Genomic DNA, 19,124 nt, shown 5'->3' with positions numbered 1-19,124 from the left:
GTTTCGGGGCCATCCGCCACAGTCCGCCGGGTCCGCCGGCCCGCTGCTCAGCTGCCCTCGCCGATGGCCGCCCGGGCGTTCCTCTTGAGCTCGGCGAGTTCTTTGCGGGCCACCAGGGCCTCGTCCAGGCTGATTGCCACGAACCTGGTGGACGTGCCGGGGGCGGCGCGGGCCACCAGATCCATGTCGGCGCTGATGACCGTGCCCACCATGGCGTAGCCGCCGCCGGAGACGGCGTCGCGGTGCAGGATGATCGGCTGGGTGCCGCCGGGAATCTGGATGGAGCCGACGGCATAGCCGGCATCCACGATGTTGGACGGATCAGAGCCGGCGCCGAATGGCTGTTCCCGCTCCTTCCACTGCACTCCGGGACCTGAGTACCTCAGCCCCATCCGGTCAGCCACCGGTGTCACCTTCCACTCGCTGTGGAGGAGGCCGTCCAGTCCCTCGTCCGTGAGCCGGTGGTCGTACAGGCCCAGGACAATCCGGACGGCCTGTTCCTTGGCAAAGGCGGGACGGAATTCGTCCGGAACTGTATCGGCGTCGGGCAGGGCTCCGGCGTTGAGCGGGGCGCCCACCGGAACCTGGTCACCGGCCTCCAGCTTGCGGCCTTGGAACCCGCCGATCGCGCCCAGGCTGTAGGTGGACCGGCTGCCGAGCACCTCGGGGACATCGATGCCGCCCTGGACCGCGATGTAGTAGCGCGTGCCGCCCCGGATGACCCCGAAGCTGAGTTCGTCGCCGGCCTTCAGCTGCAGCCGGGTCCATTGGGGCCGGGTTTCGCCGTTGACCCTGACGTCCACAGGTGCCCCGGTGACGGCGACGACGGCATCCTGGTGGGTAGTGAGCACCGGGCCCAGGTACGTGCATTCGAGGACGGCTTCCTTGGCGGTGTTGCCCACCAGGGCATTGCCGAGTTCGGCCGAGTATTGGTCCATGGAACCGCTCTGCGGGATGCCCACGTTGTAGTGGCCGGTGCGTCCCTGGTCCTGGACCGTGGTGGCCAGCCCGGGGTTCTTGATGTCAAACGCCATTGAGGGCCTCCATGAGTTCTTGGTTGTAGCCTTCGGGATCCGCCAGCGCCTGGGACAGATCAAATGTCACGGGCACTTGCCGGTAGCGGAACGTCCCTGCGGAGATCTCGGCCTGGATGTTGTTGTATTCAGCCTCGGTGACCGGCCTGAACTTCACGATGTCGCCCGGTTTGAAGAACACCATGAAGTCCTTGAAGTCGGCCAGGGACTGGGCCGGATCGAAGATGGGCGCGGCAGCGACCCCGAACATCTGGTAGCCGCCGGCACCCCGCACGGAGTAGATGCAGCCGAAGCAGCCGCCGTGGCCCACGGTCAGTTTGGGGGTATCGGTGCGGGGACTCAAATACTTGGGGACTTCGAGTTGTTTTTCCCGCTCTACCAGCTGGAAGAGGAACGGCAGGCCGGCGACGAAACCAACCATGGAGACAAGCCACGGTTGCTCATGGTGGCGCTGGATGAATTCGGCGGCATCCTTGAGGTGGTTGACCTTGGCTGCGTAGTCAATGTCGGAGCCGCCGGGCTCCTGATGGAATCCTTCGCGGAATCGTTCGGCCACTTCCGCCGTGAACGGGTCCTCGTACCAGACCGGGACCTCGATGATCCGGGTTTCCAGCGAATGGTCGTGGTGGTGCGTTAGATCCCCTTCGATGGTCCGGATAGTCTCTTCAAGGGTCGACGGCGGCAGGACGTCGGGATCGAACCTCACCAGCAGCGAGGCGTTGGCGGGGCAGACGTCCACGATGCCGGGCAGCTGCATGGCCGAAAGCTTCGCGGCGATGGACATCACCCTGAAATTGGCGGCCAGGCTCATGGACTCCGAGACCTCAACGAACAGGAATTCGTCTCCGCCCCAGGTGTAACGGGCCTCCAACGCGGCGGGTTCCGGGCTGCTCATTGTGCCTCCATCAGATCGGGGACGGTTTCGAGGAATTTCGAGTGGTGGGTGACGGCCGCAAATTCGGGCCGGCTCAGCAGCTTCTTGTGCACCGGGATGGTGGTCTTGACCCCTTCGATACGGGTCTCATCCAGGGCCGTCAGCATCGCCTCAATGGCCAATTCGCGGGTGTCCGCATGCACAATCAGCTTGGCCATCAGGGAGTCGTAGTACGGAGTGACCGTCGAACCGGTCTCCACCCCGGTGTCCACCCTGATGCCTGCGCCCGCGGGCCAGTCCATGGCCGTGATGAGGCCAGGGCTGGGGAAGAAGTGGTGGTTGGGGTCCTCGGCATTGATACGGCATTCGATGGAGTGGCCGTTGAATGTGATGTCGTCCTGGCGGAGGGTCATCGCCCCGCTGAACGCGATCTGCAGCTGTTCGCGGATCAGATCGACCCCCGTGATCTGCTCGGTGATCGGGTGCTCAACCTGGATTCGCGTGTTCATTTCGATGAAGGCGGCCTCATGGTTCACCGGGTCATAGAGGAATTCGACCGTTCCGGCGCCGCTGTAGCCGCACTCGCGGGCCAGCTCCACGGAGGATTCCCGGATCCTCTGGCGGACGTGGTCCGGGAGGTCAGGCGCCGGTGCTTCTTCAATGACCTTCTGGGAGCGCCGCTGCATGGAGCAGTCGCGGTCGCCGAGATGGACGAAGTTTGTGCCGTCGCCGAGGACCTGTACCTCCACATGACGGGCATGCTGCACAAAGCGTTCCAGGTAAACGGTGGGATCGCCGAAAACGGCCGCCGCTTCGCCGCGCGTCTGCTCAATGGATTCCAGAAGCTTGTCTTCGCTGTGCACAAAGCGGATGCCCCGGCCGCCGCCGCCGGCGGAGGCTTTGATCACGAGCGGGTAGCCGATCCCACTGGCGATTTCTACGGCGTCGGCGGCCGGATCCAGGGGCCCGTCCGAGCCGCGGAGCACGGGAACGCCGGCCTTCCGGGCCGATTCCCTCGCCAAGGACTTGTTGCCCATCATCGCGATGGCGTCCGCACGCGGCCCCACCCAGATCAGGCCCGCATCAGCGACCTTCCGGGCGAAGTCCGCATTTTCGGAGAGGAACCCGTAGCCCGGATGGACGGCATCGCAGCCGTTGTCCACGGCCGCGGCAACGATGGCGTCCTGGTTCAGGTAGCTGGCGGTGGCAGGCGCCGGACCCACCACGACGACGTGGTCAGCGGACCGGGCGGCCAAGGATTCGACGTCGGCTTCGCTGGCCACCACGAATGTCTCGACGCCCATGTCACGGGCGGTCCGGGCGATGCGCACGGCGATCTCGCCGCGGTTGGCGATGAGCAGTTTCTTCATGGCTATCCTTCCCGGACTATGACGATTGCGTCGCCTGGGTTGACCATGTCGCCCTCGTTGACCTCAAACGACTCCAGGGTGCCGGCCACATCGGACTGGATTTCGGTGAACTGCTTCATGATTTCGATAATGCCGAGGGTCTGCCCGACCTCGATGGCGTCGCCTTCATTGGCGAAAGGCGGCTTGCCCGGGCCGGGCTTGCGGTAGAAGACGCCGGGGAGCGGGGAAACGATGGTTGCCACGGGATGCTCGCTTTCAGATGGTTTGGTTAGATCGGTTCAGCCCAGGACCGCACGCACTGCGGTGGCCACTGCGACAGAATTGGGTGCGTCGGAGTGGACGCAGATGCTTTGGAACTGGATGTCCAGCTCGGTGCCGTCAACAGCGAGGACGGGCTTGCCGGCCAGCGCCCTGCTGACACGCTCGGCGGCGGCGTCGGGATCGGTGGGCGCCGGGCGGCGCTGGATCAGCAGTTCACCGGCCGGTCCGTAGTTGAGGTCAACATAGAGTTCGGGCACGAAGTCCACCCCCATGGCCCGGCACACGCGTTCGTGGGCGGTCCCCGCGAGCCCGAAAAACGGGACGCCGAACTGCAAGGCTGTGCCGGCGGCGGCCCGCATCAGTTCCTCGTCGCCGGCCAGCATGCCGTAGAGGGCGCCGTGGGGCTTGATGTGGTTCAGTTCCAGCCCGTGCTTTGCGAGGAACGCCGTCAGGGCTCCGGTCTGATACAGGATGATCGACTCGACCTCCGCCGGGGTGAGCACCATTCGGCGGCGTCCGAACCCCACAAAGTCCGGCAGCCCGGGGTGCGCTCCGACTGCCACGCCGTGCTCTGCGGCCAGCGCCACGGTCCGTTCCATGACGTCGGGATCGCCGGCGTGGTACCCACAGGCCACATTGGCGACGTCGATGATGCGCATGAGTTCTTCGTCGTTGCCGAACTCGTGGAGGCCGAGGCCTTCGCCCATATCGGAGTTCAAGAGCACCCTCCGTTGTACGTGGGGGGCGGCAGAGGAAGAGGTGTCAGCAGAGGTGTCGGGGGTCACATTAATTTGCATGGGTGCAACGCTACTCAGCAATTCACACGCCCGATATTGTGCAGGTCGCTGAATCTGCGGGCATCAATTATGGTTGTTGCACTGTCCGGTGGTGAGTCCCGCCGTGGTTGGAGGGTTCCGTGCGAATTTCAGATTTAGCAGACGACGCCGATCTCAACATCCGGCTCCGGGTTGCGGGCGGCGAGGGCCGACTGGCCCGGCCCATTACCTGGTGCGCCCCCACCGAACACATGGACCCCACGCCCTTCCTCAGCGTGAACGCCCTGGTGCTGACCAACGGCATGGGCCTGAACGTCAAGGACTTCAGGACCTGGGACGCGTACGTGGAACGGCTGGTTTCCGTCCCCGTCTCTGGGCTGGCGTTCGGCTTGGGCGCGGCGCACAGCGAGCTGCCAGCCGGCCTGCTCCGTGCCTGCGAGGTGCACGGCCTTCCGCTGTTGGAGCTCGCGCCTCAGGTGCCCTTTGTGTTGGTCATGCGGCACGTAGAGCGGGTCATCGCCGCCGAGCGTTATGAGGAGCTGCGGAAGGGCTGGGAACTGGCGGACCAATGCACCCGGTTGGCGGCCGACGGGCACTCCCTCGCGGAGGTACTGGCGCGGGTGGCGGATGCCATCAATGCGAGGGTGGCCGTGATCGACCAGAATGCGTTCGAGCTTGTCTCGGCTGGCGCGGCTCACGGCGGGACCGCGCGGACCGCGCTGCGCCTGCCCAGCGGCGAATCCGAGCAGTTCAGGCTTGCCATCGAGGGGATCGGGAGCAACATTGTGCTGCAGCCCATTCTGGGCCCTGTGGCTGCCGTGATCGCCATGCAGCTGAGCTACACCCTCGGGTCGCATTCGCCGCTGCATTCCCGGGAAGCCGCACGCTTCATGGAGGCCCTCTATGAGGACCGCGGCGAGCCCTCCGCGCCGCTGCGCCGCTACGCCGTCGAATCCGGGTTCGATCCTGACAGCGACTGGGGTGCGGTGCTCATCGGCAGCTCAGAAGAGGTGGCCCCCGCAAAGCTGCGTGCCATCGCCTGGCGCGCCCGGGTAGGGCTGCAGGCCGGGTTCGGCACGGTGCGGTTCATGGAAGAAGCCGGGCTGACGACTCTCTTGCTGCAGCACCGGCACGCGATGGCCGACTTGCTGGATGCCGCGCGGGGATTCTTTACGGACGCCCCGGAACTCTCCGTCATCGTCTCGGAATCGGCGGGCCTCAGTGAACTGCCGCTGGCGCTTCAGCTTGCCCGCCGCCACCTGGGACGGCCCGGCGTGCACCAGGCGCCGCTGGCCGATCTCGCCGGCATTGCGCAGGGACTGCCCAGCCCGGGCCTGGTGGCAATGTGCCAGCGGCTGCTGGCTCCCTTGGCCTCCGATGGCGGCAGCTCGCTGCGGGAGACCTTCGACGCGTACCTGCGCCATAGCGGGAACTCCGCGAAAATCTGCGATGAGCTCTTCATCCACCGCAATACGCTCAGCTACCGGCTGCGGAAAATCGAGGAGCTGCTGAAACTGGACCTGTCCGATGGCGAAGTCCGCGCCACGTGCATGCTCGCCCTCGGCATCGTTGCGGCCGCCCGCTAATCAGAATGTGCAGATTGCACGAAAAATAGCCTCAACCTTGGGCGAACTTCCGATATGACGCTGTGAGTCGGATCACTAATCTCAACTCATGGGCGTGGAGCCTGCACGGTCGGGTCATTGGTTGACGGACTGGGCGGGACCATACGGCCTACCGATTCGATCCACTAAGTCGACTGACTGGAGGATTCCCCTTGCCGTGTCACACCGCGTTCCCGAAGGCGCTGCTTTCCCGCACGCACAGGACCGGCTCCAGCCTGACGGATTCGACCTCCCGGCCGTCCAGGACGCCCTTGAGGAGCTGCACCGCCGTCCGCCCGATGTCCAGCATGGGCGAGCGGACCGAAGAGAGCGGGATGGGAAGTTCCGCGGCCAGGGAGGTGTCATTGAAGCCAACCACCGCCACGTCGCGGCCGACGCTGAGGCCATGGGACCGCACGGCTCCCATGGCACCGATTGCCGCGAAGTCGTTGACGGCGAACAGTGCAGTCGGGCGGGGGTTGCAGTGAGCCAGGATGATCTCGGCCGCTTCCCGTCCGCCGGCGGTGTCGAAGCGGGACCACACCACTGCGTTCCGGGGAATCTGCCCGCCCAGCGCACGCCAGCGGTCCACGAAGCCGGCCGTCCGGTCGACGGCCGTGCTGGCATAGGGCTCGCCGGCGATCACGGCGACGTTCCGATGCCCCTTCCTCCACAGGTGGTCGGCCACAAGCTCGCCGCCAAGGACGTCGTCGCACGTGGCCGACGGGAAGCCCGGGACGCGGCGGTTCATGAGCACGAACGGCACCTTCCGGGCAGCCAGCTCCCGCAGCAGACCGCTATCCAGGTGTGCGTCGCCGATGATCAGCCCGTCCACGCGTCGGGCCAGCATGGTGTCCGTCTTGCGGCGCTGTTCCTCCGGGTCGTCGCGGGAATTCATGACAAAGGTGGAATAGCCGAGCTCCGCCGCGGCCTCGTCAATTCCCTCGTACATGATTGCCAGAACGAGGTCCGAGAGCCGGGGGACGATCACGCCCATGAGGCGCGTGCGCCGCGTCCGCAGGCCGGCGGCCTGCGGGTCGGGGGAGTAGCCGCGCTTCCGCGCCAGCTCGCGCACGCGTTCGGCCGTAGCCACGGAAGCTGCCCCTCGGGCCACTTCGGAGCCCGAGTGCAGGATCCTGGACACGGTCGACGGGTGGATGCCGAGCTCGCTCGCGAGATCCTTCAGCGTCACTGTCCGGCCACCGGCCGTGCTCTCGTCCATCAATTTCCCTGCCTCAGCTCAAAAGGTCGTCTTCACCAAGAGTGCCTGATGATGCCTCGATCCCTGCTCCAAGCACCCTTGACGTGTCGCACATCACATTCTATAGTCAATCAAACAACGTACCCAATCGATTGGGTAGACGGAATCCCGGCAGCCTGCGGCAAAGTATTTACCCCCTTGAAACTTCCGGGAGCATCTGCAGGAAACATGGCAGGAATAACTTTTAGTCAACAACCCAATCGATTGGGTAAGCATCCGGAAATGGATGCAAGACAAACGGAGTGGAAATGACAGTCACAGATTTGGGCGGTCCCCACGTGGTGCTGCTCGCCACGGGAGGAACCATTTCCTCCCGTGCGTCCGAGGGCGGGGGAGCCGCAGTGGCGTCCGACACCGGGGAGCAGGTGTTCGCCAGCATGGGGGTTCCAGCGGCGTATCCGGTCCGCGTTGTCGATGTTTTCCGGAAGGGTTCGTACCTGCTGACAGTCGACGACATGATCGCCATCTGCGCCAGGATCCGGCAAGCGCTGGCCGACCCGCAGGTGCTGGGCGTCGTGGTCACCCACGGTACGGACACGATGGAGGAAACGGCGTATCTTGTTGACCTCACTCACGATGATCTCCGCCCGGTGGTGTTCACGGGCGCGCAGCAGGCGGCCGACGCCGACTCGCCGGACGGTCCCGGCAATCTGTCCCGCGCCGTCGCCGTCGCCGGTTCACCGCAGGCGCGGGGAAAGGGCGTGCTGCTGGCGTTTGCGGGGACCATCTTCCCTGCGGCCGGAGTGCGCAAGCGCCACACAACGAGCCTTGATGCGTTCGCCAACCCGGACTTCGGAACCGCAGGATCGGTGAGCCAATCCGGCGAGGTCGAGATCCAGGCGGTACGGCCCGGAATCGCGCCCTTGCCGTTACCGGGCATGGACGCCGGTTCGCCGCGTGTGGACCTTATTGCTGCCTACCCCGGAGCGGACTCCACTCTTCTGCGGGCCGCACTCCAGGCCGGGGCGGCCGGGATTGTGCTGCAGGGGACGGGAACTGGCAACGCCAACCGCGTGCTCTGCCGGGAGGTCGCCGATGCCACCGCGGCCGGCGTCGTCGTGGTGACCAGCACCCGGGTGGAGGCCGGCGCCGTCGTGCCCCGATACGGCGACGGCGGCGGCGGGGATCTGCGCGCTGCCGGTGCCATCCCCTCCGGGCTGCTCAGGCCATCCCAATCACTGGTCCTGCTGAGCCTATTGCTCAGGCTCGGCACCCCCGCCGCCCGGATTGCGGAGACCTTCGCCCTGCGGGGCACGCTCCCGGACTAGTTCCCGCACCGAATCCGAATCTCACGTACAAACCTCAACAAAAAGCGCAGTGAAAGGTTGATCTCATGACAAAGGACATCCAAGTCGCTTTCGGCGTCGACGTCGACGCAGTTGCCGGAATGCTCGGCTCCTACGGGGGCGAGGACTCGCCCTGCGATATCTCCCGCGGCCTGTTCAGCGGCGAGGTCGGCGGCCCGCGCCTCATCCGGCTCCTCGAGAAGTACAGCCTGCCCGCTACCTGGTTCGTGCCCGGCCACTCGATCGAGACCTTCCCGGACCTGACCCGGATGATCGTCGACGCCGGGCACGAAATCGGCGTGCACGGGTACTCGCATGAAAACCCCATCGCCATGACCCGCGAGCAGGAGACCGCCATCCTGGACCGCTCGATCGAACTCATCGAGAAGGTCTCCGGCCGACGGCCCACGGGCTATGTCGCTCCCTGGTGGGAATTTTCCCCGGTCACCAACGAGATCCTGCTCGAACGCGGGATCAAATACGACCACTCCCTGATGCACAAGGATTTCGAGCCCTACTACGTCCGGGTCGGCGACAGCTGGAAGAAGATCGACTACACCAAGGCTGCCGAGACCTGGATGGAGCCGCTGGTCAGGGGCACGGAAACCGACCTCGTCGAGATCCCCGCCAACTGGTACCTGGACGACCTTCCTCCCATGATGTTCATCAAGGCGGCCCCGAACTCCCACGGATTCGTCAGCCCCCGGGACATCGAACAAATGTGGCGCGACCAGTTCGACTGGGTGTACCGGGAAATGGATCAGGCCGCCTTCACCATGACCATCCACCCGGACGTCTCGGGCCGCCCCCAGGTCCTGCTCATGCTTGAGCGCCTCATCGAACACATCAACTCCCACGACGGCGTCAGCTGGCTGACGTTCGACCAGATCGCGGACTCGTTCCTCGCCCGCAGCCCCCGAAAGGAAAACCAGTAATGACCATCCAACAGCCCGCCGTCGACCTGACGCAACCCGCACCGGACGAAAAACGCCGCTTCCCGGTATTCTCCAAGCACCACACAACCACCGCCACCGTGCTGGCGCTGTGTGCCTGGACCGTCGCCGTGTTCGACTTCGGACTTTTCGGCACCCTCCTGCCGGCCATGCAGCAGGAATTCGGCTGGACCGCGACCGAGGCCTACGCACTCAACACCTGGATCGCCGTCGGCACCGCCATCGTCTGCTTCGGAATCGGCCCCGTCATTGACCGGCTCGGCCGCCGCAAGGGCATGATGACCACTATCGGCGGAACCGCGATTGTCTCCGGCCTGACGGCCCTGATCCCGACCGGAATCCCGTTCCTCAGCAACGGCCTGCTGGTGCTGGTCCGTTCCTTCGGCGGGCTCGGTTTCTCGGAGCAGGCCGTCAACGCGACCTACATGAACGAGGTCTATCAGGTCACCGAAGTCGCCGACAAGCGCAAGCGCCCCGGCTTCCACTACTCCTTCATCCAGGGTGGCTGGCCGCTGGGCTTCCTGCTCGCCAGTGCCCTCGCCCTCGTCTTCCTTCCGTCCCTTGGCTGGCGCGCCCTGTACCTGATGGCGTGCGTCCCGGCGGCAATCATCGTGTGGGTCATCTCCAAGAAACTGAAGGAGACGCCGCAGTTCGAACTGCACCACAAGCTGACCCAACTTGAGAAGAGCGGCAAGACCGAGGAAGCCCACTCCCTGGCCCACGCATTCGGCGTCGAGCATTCCTCCGCGGCCCCGCTCAAGCGCATCTGGGAGCCGCACCTGCGCCGGAACACGATCGTCTTCTCCCTGGCCTGGATCTTCAACTTCTTCGGCATCCTGATCTTCAGCATTCTCGGCAGCTCCGTCCTGAAGAACGCCAAGGGCGTGGAACTTTCCGATGCCTTCTGGATGCTGATCGTCATCAACGCGCTGGCGTACTTCGGCTACGTCTTCCACGGGTGGCTCGGTGACAAGATCGGCCGGAAGCGGACGATCATCGGCGGCTGGATTCTCTCCGGCATTTCGTTCACCATCATGCTCAGCCCGCTCGCCGAGAGCCCCTTCATGATCATCGCGACTTACGGCGCCGGACTGTTCTTCCTGGTCGGACCGTACGCCGCGATCCAGTACTTCATGGCCGAGTGCTACCCCGTCAGCTGCCGTGCCACCGGCACCGCCTTCATCGGCGCCATGAGCCAGCCCGGTACCATTCTCGGCGGTGCCCTCTTCACGGCAGCAGCCGCCAGCGCAGGAACCGGTGCTGCCGCCCTGTGGGTCGGCGCGGCCGGAACGCTGTTCTCCGGCCTCCTGATGATCGCCGCAAAGCCGCCGGCCGAGGCCCTGCTCGAGGATCACCCCCATGACGCCTGAGAACAGGGTGGCCGTGATCACAGGAGCGGCCAGCGGCATTGGACGGGCCCTCGCGGTCCACTACGCCCACCGCGGCGTACATTCGGTGATCGGCACCTTTCCCGGCGACCCGCACGACCCGGAGGAAACCCTGCGCCTGGTGAAGGACGCCGGCGGCCAGGGGGTCGTCCATGAAGTGGATGTCCGCAGTACTCCGTCCGTTGATGCTTTCGCCGAACGCGCCGTCCACGAGTATGGCCGCCTGGACTACGCGGTGGCCAACGCCGGAATCCTGCGCAACTCACCGCTGGAGGAGATGACCGATCAGCGCTGGCACGACATGCTCGACGTCGACCTCACCGGCGTGATGCGGACCCTGCGCGCCGGGTCCGCGAAGATGGCCGACGGCGGAGCGATGGTTGCCGTGTCCTCCATTGCCGGCGGCGTCTACGGGTGGGAGGAACATGCCCATTACGCAGCCGCCAAGGCCGGTGTGCTCGGGCTGATCCGCAGCGTGGCCGCCGAGTTGGGGCCGCGCGGCATCCGCGCCAACGCCGTTATCCCCGGACTGATTGAAACGCCCCAGTCCCTGGATCCGGTGAACTCCCTCGGGCCCGAGGGCCTGCAGCGCGCCGGGCTGGAGATCCCCTGGGGCCGGGTCGGACGGCCCGAGGAGGTTGCCAGCGTCATCGGCTTCCTGACCTCCGATGACGCTGTCTACGTCACGGGCCAGTCGCTGATTGTCGACGGCGGCCTCACCATCAAGATGCGTGCCTGAAAAGCCCCGGAAGGACAAGCATGAACAACCCTGACGCCTCCCGAACCACGGAGGGCCGCGCTGTAGTGGTCACCGGGGGAGCAAGCGGCATCGGCAAAGCCATCGCCGAAGCCTTCACCGCCAACGGCGACAGAGTCGCTGTCCTGGACCGGTCGGGCGCGGCGGGAAGCATCGCCGTCGACGTCTCGGATGAAGAGAGCGTGAAGGCGGCCTTCGCCGCCGCACGGTCCCAGCTCGGCAGCATCGACATTCTCGTGAACAGCGCCGGCCTGCTGACGGAATCGCCGCTGGAGGACATGACGCTTGCCATGTGGAACGAGACGATTGCCGTTGACCTGACGGGTGTCTTCCTCTGTTGCCGGGAGGTGGTGGGGGAGATGCGGCAGCAGAAGTGGGGCCGCATCATCAACATCGCCTCCCAGCTGGCGATCAAGGGCGGCACCGGGCTGAGTCACTACAGTGCCGCCAAAGCCGGAGTCGTGGGGCTGACCAAGGCCTTGGCCCTGGAAACCGCCGCCGACAACGTGCTGGTCAACACCATCGCTCCGGGCCCCATCGAGACGCCCCTGGTTGATGGCATCTCCGAGGAGTGGAAGGCGGCGAAGCGCGCCGGGCTGCCGCTGCTTCGCTTCGGGCTGGCGGCCGAGGTGGCCCCGACGGCGCTGCTTCTTGCCAGCGATCCGGGCGGCAACTTGTATGTCGGGCAGACACTCGGGCCCAATTCCGGCGACGTCATGCCCTAGGAGGGACTTTCACATGTGCGGTGCCTGCGGACGAAGTGTAGTGCGCGATCCCGTCCTGGGGCCGATCAGGACGCTGCGGAAGCACCTGATCGTCGCCCAAACGATCAACGGTGCCTGCCACTCCTGGCCGGGAGCCCCGAAAGTGGCCGCGACCAGCAGCGGCTGGCTGGTCTCGGGACCGAAGGGCGTCACGGAAGCCGTGTCAACCGTGGAAGCGCTGTGGTGGGCTGTCCTACGGGGCAAGCCGGGGGCGCGGTGGCAGGACCTGCGTCGTGCCGCGGACCTGGAAACGGGGGACCTGGAACCGGGCGAGCTGGACACGGCGGAACTGGCGCTCCGGGTGCTGAAACTCGGCCACGAGATGGCACAGGATTCCGCTACTGAAACGGACTCGTGACGCGGTAAGGGTCCGGGGCTGCGGGTATCCAGCAACCGGCCATCAGGAAGGAGGCCCGACCGGGACGTCGGAGTGCGGGCAACGAATCTGCTCGTCTGCCTGGGCACGCGCGTTCTCGACGTCAGCGGCGCTTTGCAGCTGCCCGCGGGCCCGCAGCCCGGCCACCACACCGTCAACGTCGGCGTCGGGCCGGTTCTGGCTCAGCTTGTGCTTCGCCTCGATCCGGGTGATGAGAAGTTCGACGCCGACGATCGCACGCAACTGGCCGGCAATGTAGCGCTCGGGGGCGTCGTCGACCGTCCACGGCCGCTTCGAGCCGGCTTCATTGTGATCGCTGAGCCGTCTCACATGGCTGGCGAGCCAGGCCGGGTCGTCGTGGATGATGAGGTTGCCGTACACGTGGGCGGTGGAATAGTTCCAGGTCGGAACGACGCGTCCGTGCTCTGCCTTGGACGCGTACCACGACGGCGAAATGTAGGCGTCGGCGCCCTGGATGATGGCGAGCGATTCACCGGCGGCAGGTTCGGACCACTGGGGATTGTTGCGCGCGAGGTGCCCGTGCAAGGCACCGTGTTCACCCGACGTCGGGTCGAAGACAAAAGGCATGAGCGTGGCGAGGATGCCGTTCGCCGTTGCGGTGATCAAGTTGGCGGCGGCCGGGCGGCTGAGCAGTTGCTGGACTGAAGCGGGGCCGGCAGCGAAATGTGCGGGGATGTACACGGGGATCTTCCATTCGGATCGCGGATCGGACACGGGCTGCGGAGTGTGGGGCGTGCGCGCGGTTTGCCGGCAAGGGGCCGGGAGGAACCGCGGTGGGGTCAGCGGGACTGTTGCGCCGTCACCTCGCCATCTTGGCCCTAGGGGGGCCGGACCGGGAGCGGACGGCCAGGCCGGCACAGAAAACCACCGCGGCGCCGCCGACGATGGTGGTCCAGGTCAGGTCCTCGCCCAGTATGAGCCCGGCCCAGCAGATGCTCAGCACAGGCTGGACGAGCTGGATCTGGCTGACCTGCGCCATAGGGCCGATGGCCAGGCCGTGATACCAGGCGAAGAAGCCGAGAAACATGCTCACAACCCCAAGGTACGCGAAGGCCGCCCACTGTACAGCAGTGGCGGATGGCGGCTGCCCGGCCATGGAGAAGGCCGCCATGCCCACCATTAGGGGAGATGCGAGAACAAGTGCCCAGGAGACGGTCTGCCACGCGCCGAGTTCGCGGGCCAGCTTGCCACCTTCGGCGTAGCCGATCGCCGCTGACACGACCGCGCCGAAGAGCAGCAGGTCCGCCAGCTGCAGCTGTCCGATGCCGCCGGACTGCACGGACGCGAAGCCGATGGCCGCAACCGCGCCAACGCCGGTGATGGCCCAAAAGGTGTTTGACGGGCGTTCATGGCCGCGAAGTACCGCCATCGTCGCGGTCCCGGCCGGGAGTAGCGCGATGACGACGGCTCCGTGGCTGGCGGGAACGGAGGCGAGGGCGAAGGAGGTCAGCAGCGGGAAGCCGACCACCACTCCGCCGGCGACGACGGCGATGCGCGCCCACTGGACACCGCGGGGCGGACGCTGCCGGGTCAGAGCGAGGGCGCACGCCGCGAGGGCCGCAGCGACAACGGCCCGGCCCGATCCGACGAACAACGGAGACAGCCCGACAACCGCCACACGGGTGAACGGCACCGTGAAGGAGAAGGCCGCGACGCCGAGCAGTCCCCACCACAGTCCGGTTGCCGGTCGGGTGGATAGCGGTTGGTCTATATCGGTAGTAGCGCTACTATTGGCTCTCATGTACCACGATAGCACCTCGCGAATTGCGGCTCGGCTCCGGGAATGGATTGCAGATGCCGCGCCCGGTGCCCGGCTGCCCTCGACGCGGTCCCTGGTTGCCGAATACCAGGCCAGCCCGGTGACCGTGCAGAAGGTGCTCCGGATGCTCGACGCGCAGGGCGTGATCGAGAGCCGTCCCGGCGTGGGGACCTTCGTGCGGGCCGTCCGGACAGCCCGGCCTGCGGACTACGGCTGGCAAACGTCCGCGCTGGGCTCACCCCGGGCGCCGCTGCGCCCCGTCTCCACCGCAATGCGCAGCGCGCCGAACGATGTCATCGCATTCCACTCCGGCTATCCGGAGCGGGAACTCCTGCCCGAGCGCCTGGTGCGGGCGGCCCTGACGCGCGCAGCCCGGGGTGAGGCGGCCTTGTCCCGTCCGCCCGCGGCGGGCCTGCCCGAACTGCAGTCCTGGTTCGCGCAGGAACTCCGGGCCGCCACGCCGGCCGGCGTCACGCCGCCAACGCCGAGCGACGTGATCGTACTCCCAGGCAGCCAGAGCGGGCTCAGTTCCGTGTTCCGGGCACTGGTTGGCAGCGGGCAGCCGCTGCTCGTGGAATCTCCAACGTACTGGGGGGCTATCCTGGCTGCGGCGCAGGCCGGGGTCCGTGTTGTCCCGGTGCCGAGCGGCCCCGAGGGCCCGGACCCGCAGGAACTGGCCCGCGCCTTTGACGAAACCGGCGCGCGGGTTTTCTATGCGCAGCCGAACTACGCCAATCCCACCGGCGCGCAGTGGCCGGCCCGGGTGGGCGAGGAGGTGCTGGAGGTGGTGCGGGCATCTGGGGCGTTCCTGGTTGAGGACGACTGGGCGCATGATTTCGGCATCACCACCGTGGCCGCGCCCGTGGCCGCCCGTGACGATTCCGGCCATGTCGTCTATCTTCGCTCGCTGACTAAGAGCGTGTCCCCGGGCATCCGCGTTGCCGCGGTAACCGCCCGCGGCCCGGCACGCGACCGTATTCTGGCGGACCGCGGCGCCGAATCGATGTATGTCAGCGGCGTCCTCCAGGCGGCCGCCCTCGACGTCGTGACGCAGCCGGCGTGGCAGACGCACCTGCGCGGGCTGCGGCACCAGCTCCTGGTCCGGCGCGACCTGCTGGTCAGCAGCCTGCGGGAGCATGCCCCCCAGGCCCACGTGGAGCACGTGCCCACGGGCGGGCTGAACCTCTGGGCACGCCTGCCCGACGGGACCCACGTCGACCGAATTGTCAGTGACTGCGAGGCTGCCGGGGTCATCATCGCCGCCGGCACCGAGTGGTTCCCGGCCGAGCCGGCGGGACCGTACATCCGGCTCAACTACGCCGGCCCCAACCCGGGTGCCTTTCGGGAAGGCGCCCGTATCCTCGGCCAGGTGCTCGAGCGCGCCGTCGGGAGGTAGGCCGGAGCCGCCCTATGCGGGCGTAAGCAGCACCTGGGGCTCCGCGATCGTCACGAATGCCTGCACGGCCTTGGCAAGCCCGGCATCGAGCGTCACAAACGCGTCCGCCTGAAGCCGGGTCAGGGCCACGTATTCGGCGTCGAGGGTGTCTTCCCATCCAAGCTGCTCGGCGAGCCTCCAGGCAGCGCGCTGCAGGACACGGTCGCCGAGGAACCGGATGCGAAGGCCCCGCAGGTAGTCGAGCTGACGATCGGCCTCGGCCTGCGTCACGTCGCCGCGCCGGACCGACTGGTACAGGAGCGAGAGCACCTGCGAGCGAAGTAGCGTCGGCGCCACCAGTTGATGATCCTCGGCGATCGCCGCCCCGCCACGGGCGAGATAGAGGGCCACATCCGGGCCAATCACGAATCGGGTCACGGTCACCTTCAGCCGGCGTCGCGGGGAACGAACATGATGACGGCGACCCCGAACAGGCAGATCACCGTGCCCAGGATGTCCCACCGGTCGGGCCGGAAGCCGTCGAAGATCATGCCCCACATCAGGGAGCCGGCCACGAACACGCCGCCGTACGCGGCGAGAATGCGGCCGAAGTGGGCGTCCGGTTGGAGCGTCGCGGCAAAGCCGTAGATGCCCAGCGCCGCGACCCCCAATCCGGCCCACCACCAGTCCCGCCCCTCGCGGACGGACTGCCAGACGAGCCAGGCCCCGCCAATTTCAGCTGCCGCGGCAAGGATGAAGAGCATGATCGTTTTCGCTATGGTCACGTCTTCATGATGGCACTGTCTTGATGTTGGCACTGTCTTCTCGTTTGGGCTGCCCGGTCACTCGCCCGCGCGGTGCACGCCGATGCCTCCGCCGGACCCGTCACACAGGGACATCGCTTGCGCCGCCAGCAGACGGGTATTATAACTTTAATGTTCAAGTAAAATTGGGTGAGGGGCCAGGGAAGCGACGCCGTCGGGCTGATCGCTTCCGTTCTGTCCGGACACTTGAACCCATTGCCGAAGACCTGAGGACCTGAGATGACCATTGCGTCAATCAAGCGCGATTACACTGCCCGCGCGATCGCGCCCCCTTCCCACGTCGGCGTGGGCGATGATGCGCGGAAAGCCACCGTCCGCGCCGAGCCGGGGGCCCGGGGCGGTGCTGCGGAGCCTGCCGTCGTCCCGACCGGCGAGGACATGATCGCCCGGGCACAAGGGCTCGTTGCCGGCCTGCGCGAACGGGCCGAAGAAACGGAGCGCCTTCGCCGCATCCCGGACGCCACCATGGTTGAGCTGCAGGCCGCCGAAATCTTTCACACACTTTCGCCGAAGGCCGTCGGCGGATTCGGCATGGGACTGGAGACCTATGCTGAGGTGGTGCGCCGGCTCGCCCGGGGCTGCGCCTCCACTGCTTGGAGTGTCGGCCACCTGATCGAGCACGTCTGGATGCTCGCGCGGTGGCCCCGGGAGGCGCAGGATGAAGTCTTCGCCAATGGTCCTGCCCCGTTGGCCGCCGCTACCGGTTCGCCTGCAGGTGTGGCCGAAAATGTCCCCGGAGGCTATGCCATCACGGGCCGGTGGAACTTTGCTTCCGGGGTCATGCATTCGGAGTGGGCGCTGCTCGCCGCGCAGTACGGCAGCGTGCGTTTGCAGTGCCTCGTGCCGCTGGCCGACGTCGAGCTCCTCGATGTGTGGCAGACGGCCGGGCTGCGGGGGACCGGGAGCAACGACATCCGGGCCGAGAACCTGTTCGTCCCTGAGTATCGAACGCTGGACTGGGAGCTCCTGGGCGCGGAAGCCAACCCGGGCAGCATGCTGCACCAGGATCCGCTGGTCCACACGCCCATGGGGCCGCTCCTGAACATGGTGGCTCCGGCCGCCGCACTGGGCTCCGCCGAGTACGCCATCGAACTGTTCCGCGAGCTAATCATGGTGCGGAAGGTCAAGCACACGGTGGAGGATCGCCAGGCGGATTCACCACTCGCGCAGGTCCGCTATGCCCAGGCCTATGGACTGGTTGCTACGGCTCAGCTGCACTGGCGGGAAGCAGTCCGGTTGGTCGCGGCTTCCCATGCTCGCACGCCCTCAACCATGACGGACCGGGAGCGCGGAGCATACCGGCTGTCCCTTGCGCTGAGCGGCGAAGCATCGGCCGAGGCGGTCCGCCTCATCATGACGGGATCGGGCGGGAGCGTCCACCGACTGTCGAACCCGCTCCAAAGGATCCAGCGCGACGTCAATGTCCTGATGAATCATGCGGCGCTCACCAGGGATCCTGTCCTCGAGCAGGCGGGACGGGGCCTCCTGGGCCTGGGGTTCACTGTGCCCTCGTTCTGACTATGCGCTCGTTCTAACCGTGCGCTCGTTCGGAACTGTGCCAGCGCACAGGAAACTTGAAGCTTCAATAAAAACGAGTTACGCTGATTCCATGACTCAGACAGCCGACCGGCCTCCCGTCCTCTTCCTTAGCCATGGAGCGCCCCCGCTGGCCGACGACTCCACATGGACCCGCGAACTCAATGGCTGGTCCGGCACGTTCGGCAAGCCCAAGGACATCCTCATGGTCTCCGCCCACTGGGAGAATGCCCCCGTGACGCTCAGTGCCACCGGGCGTGATCCCGGGCTGGTCTACGACTTCGGCGGCTTCGCCCAGAAGTACTACGAGGTGGCCTATGACGCGCCGCAGGCGCCCGAGCTGGCTGCGGAAGTGGAAAAGCTCGTGGCCGCCCACGGCCATCACGTGGCGCGCGACGAAAGCCGCGGCCTGGACCACGGTGCATACGTTCCGCTGAAAGAGATGTACCCGGCGGCGGACGTGCCGGTGGTGCAGATGTCCATGCCGACGCTCGATCCGCAGGGATTGTTCGACCTCGGAGTCTCACTGGGGCCCCTGCGTGAGCGGGGCACGCTGATCGTCGGGTCGGGATTCACCACGCACAACCTGCGCTGGTTCAATCCCGCCGGCGGACCGGACAGCACCCCGCCCGCGGCGTCGAGTGAGTTCGACCACTGGGCCGAGGAGGCCATGGCCCGCGGCGACGTCGACTCCATCCTGGACTTCTTGAACAAGGCGCCGGCCGCCCGCGAAGCGCACCCCCGCAGTGAGCACTGGGCCCCGCTCTATGTTGCCCTCGGGGCCGCCTACGCCTCGGGCGACATTCAGGCCAAGGCGGCGATCGACGGGTTCTGGTTCGGGCTGTCCAAGCGTTCGTGGACCCTGACCTAGACGTGAGGTCCGAACCGTAATCGTCGGCCGCAGT

The 19,124-nt window shown here is 66.5% G+C and carries 20 protein-coding genes; 10 read left to right on the top strand and 10 right to left on the bottom strand.

Going from position 1 to position 19,124, the window contains the following annotated elements; all coding sequences use genetic code 11:
* Nucleotides 1–47: 47 nt before the first annotated feature.
* The 5 genes from BLQ10_RS11280 to pxpA are packed head-to-tail and all read right to left on the bottom strand — an operon-like array spanning nucleotide 48 to nucleotide 4,264.
* The gene (locus tag BLQ10_RS11280) at nucleotides 48–1,034 is read right to left on the bottom strand and encodes a 5-oxoprolinase subunit C family protein (RefSeq protein ID WP_091561905.1); all 987 of its coding nucleotides are present in this window, start codon (nucleotides 1,032–1,034) and stop codon (nucleotides 48–50) included.
* A complete protein-coding gene (locus BLQ10_RS11275; RefSeq protein ID WP_091561904.1) occupies nucleotides 1,024–1,929 on the bottom strand; it encodes a 5-oxoprolinase subunit B family protein in 906 nt (301 codons plus the stop codon). The genes BLQ10_RS11280 and BLQ10_RS11275 overlap by 11 nt, the downstream gene beginning before the upstream one ends.
* The gene (locus tag BLQ10_RS11270) at nucleotides 1,926–3,278 is read right to left on the bottom strand and encodes an acetyl-CoA carboxylase biotin carboxylase subunit (protein WP_091561901.1); all 1,353 of its coding nucleotides are present in this window, start codon (nucleotides 3,276–3,278) and stop codon (nucleotides 1,926–1,928) included. Before BLQ10_RS11270 ends, BLQ10_RS11275 begins: the two co-directional genes overlap by 4 nt.
* A gap of 2 nt (nucleotides 3,279–3,280) precedes the next feature.
* Nucleotides 3,281–3,520, bottom strand: a complete 240-nt coding sequence (locus BLQ10_RS11265; RefSeq protein WP_091561899.1) for an acetyl-CoA carboxylase — start codon at nucleotides 3,518–3,520, stop codon at nucleotides 3,281–3,283.
* 36 nt (nucleotides 3,521–3,556) lie between these two features.
* On the bottom strand, nucleotides 3,557–4,264 hold the full coding sequence (gene pxpA, locus BLQ10_RS11260) for a 5-oxoprolinase subunit PxpA (protein WP_368086513.1): 708 nt from the start codon (nucleotides 4,262–4,264) through the stop codon (nucleotides 3,557–3,559).
* Between the two features lie 191 nt (nucleotides 4,265–4,455).
* Between pxpA and BLQ10_RS11255 the strand changes: the two genes are divergently transcribed.
* Nucleotides 4,456–5,901 carry a PucR family transcriptional regulator gene (locus BLQ10_RS11255; protein ID WP_175558581.1) on the top strand — a complete coding sequence of 482 codons (1,446 nt, stop codon included), beginning with the start codon at nucleotides 4,456–4,458 and terminating at the stop codon, nucleotides 5,899–5,901.
* A gap of 199 nt (nucleotides 5,902–6,100) precedes the next feature.
* Here BLQ10_RS11255 and BLQ10_RS11250 read toward each other — a convergent pair whose 3' ends face one another.
* Entirely contained in the window at nucleotides 6,101–7,141 is a 1,041-nt protein-coding gene (locus BLQ10_RS11250) for a LacI family DNA-binding transcriptional regulator (protein ID WP_091561892.1), read from the bottom strand.
* 287 nt (nucleotides 7,142–7,428) lie between these two features.
* On the opposite strand from BLQ10_RS11250, the gene BLQ10_RS11245 reads away from it, so the two are divergent.
* The 6 genes from BLQ10_RS11245 (at nucleotide 7,429) to BLQ10_RS11220 (ending at nucleotide 12,686) form a co-directional block, all read left to right on the top strand.
* Nucleotides 7,429–8,448: an asparaginase gene (locus BLQ10_RS11245; protein ID WP_175558580.1), complete on the top strand. Its 1,020-nt coding sequence runs from the start codon at nucleotides 7,429–7,431 to the stop codon at nucleotides 8,446–8,448.
* 65 nt (nucleotides 8,449–8,513) lie between these two features.
* Nucleotides 8,514–9,401 carry a polysaccharide deacetylase family protein gene (locus BLQ10_RS11240; RefSeq protein ID WP_091561889.1) on the top strand — a complete coding sequence of 296 codons (888 nt, stop codon included), beginning with the start codon at nucleotides 8,514–8,516 and terminating at the stop codon, nucleotides 9,399–9,401.
* On the top strand, nucleotides 9,401–10,789 hold the full coding sequence (locus BLQ10_RS11235) for an MFS transporter (protein ID WP_091561886.1): 1,389 nt from the start codon (nucleotides 9,401–9,403) through the stop codon (nucleotides 10,787–10,789). Before BLQ10_RS11240 ends, BLQ10_RS11235 begins: the two co-directional genes overlap by 1 nt.
* Nucleotides 10,779–11,546 (top strand): SDR family NAD(P)-dependent oxidoreductase, encoded by a 768-nt coding sequence (locus BLQ10_RS11230; RefSeq protein ID WP_091561884.1) that lies wholly within the window; start codon nucleotides 10,779–10,781, stop codon nucleotides 11,544–11,546. Before BLQ10_RS11235 ends, BLQ10_RS11230 begins: the two co-directional genes overlap by 11 nt.
* Nucleotides 11,547–11,566: 20 nt before the next feature.
* Nucleotides 11,567–12,289 (top strand): SDR family NAD(P)-dependent oxidoreductase, encoded by a 723-nt coding sequence (locus BLQ10_RS11225; protein WP_091561882.1) that lies wholly within the window; start codon nucleotides 11,567–11,569, stop codon nucleotides 12,287–12,289.
* A gap of 40 nt (nucleotides 12,290–12,329) precedes the next feature.
* Nucleotides 12,330–12,686, top strand: a complete 357-nt coding sequence (locus tag BLQ10_RS11220; protein WP_091561880.1) for a hypothetical protein — start codon at nucleotides 12,330–12,332, stop codon at nucleotides 12,684–12,686.
* A gap of 42 nt (nucleotides 12,687–12,728) precedes the next feature.
* Here BLQ10_RS11220 and BLQ10_RS11215 read toward each other — a convergent pair whose 3' ends face one another.
* Complete coding sequence (locus tag BLQ10_RS11215) at nucleotides 12,729–13,406, bottom strand: FMN-binding negative transcriptional regulator (RefSeq protein ID WP_091561878.1); 678 nt, start codon at nucleotides 13,404–13,406, stop codon at nucleotides 12,729–12,731.
* A gap of 118 nt (nucleotides 13,407–13,524) precedes the next feature.
* A complete protein-coding gene (locus BLQ10_RS11210; RefSeq protein WP_091561875.1) occupies nucleotides 13,525–14,466 on the bottom strand; it encodes a DMT family transporter in 942 nt (313 codons plus the stop codon).
* Here BLQ10_RS11210 and BLQ10_RS11205 point away from each other — a divergent pair.
* A complete protein-coding gene (locus BLQ10_RS11205; RefSeq protein ID WP_091561873.1) occupies nucleotides 14,465–15,880 on the top strand; it encodes an aminotransferase-like domain-containing protein in 1,416 nt (471 codons plus the stop codon). The genes BLQ10_RS11210 and BLQ10_RS11205 overlap by 2 nt on opposite strands.
* A 12-nt stretch (nucleotides 15,881–15,892) precedes the next feature.
* Here BLQ10_RS11205 and BLQ10_RS11200 read toward each other — a convergent pair whose 3' ends face one another.
* Both BLQ10_RS11200 and BLQ10_RS11195 read right to left on the bottom strand, forming a co-directional pair.
* The gene (locus tag BLQ10_RS11200) at nucleotides 15,893–16,297 is read right to left on the bottom strand and encodes a type II toxin-antitoxin system VapC family toxin (RefSeq protein WP_091562043.1); all 405 of its coding nucleotides are present in this window, start codon (nucleotides 16,295–16,297) and stop codon (nucleotides 15,893–15,895) included.
* 8 nt (nucleotides 16,298–16,305) lie between these two features.
* Nucleotides 16,306–16,644 (bottom strand): YnfA family protein, encoded by a 339-nt coding sequence (locus BLQ10_RS11195; protein ID WP_091561871.1) that lies wholly within the window; start codon nucleotides 16,642–16,644, stop codon nucleotides 16,306–16,308.
* A gap of 258 nt (nucleotides 16,645–16,902) precedes the next feature.
* Here BLQ10_RS11195 and BLQ10_RS11190 point away from each other — a divergent pair, with 258 nt between their 5' ends.
* Both BLQ10_RS11190 and BLQ10_RS11185 read left to right on the top strand, forming a co-directional pair.
* Nucleotides 16,903–18,201 (top strand): acyl-CoA dehydrogenase family protein, encoded by a 1,299-nt coding sequence (locus BLQ10_RS11190; RefSeq protein WP_254785515.1) that lies wholly within the window; start codon nucleotides 16,903–16,905, stop codon nucleotides 18,199–18,201.
* Between the two features lie 91 nt (nucleotides 18,202–18,292).
* Entirely contained in the window at nucleotides 18,293–19,090 is a 798-nt protein-coding gene (locus BLQ10_RS11185) for a dioxygenase family protein (RefSeq protein ID WP_091561869.1), read from the top strand.
* Nucleotides 19,091–19,124 lie beyond the last annotated feature (34 nt).

Origin of the sequence: Arthrobacter sp. ok362 (genome assembly GCF_900102785.1) — a bacterium.
Lineage (GTDB): Bacteria > Actinomycetota > Actinomycetes > Actinomycetales > Micrococcaceae > Arthrobacter.
This window is presented reverse-complemented; position numbering and strand designations above follow the sequence as displayed.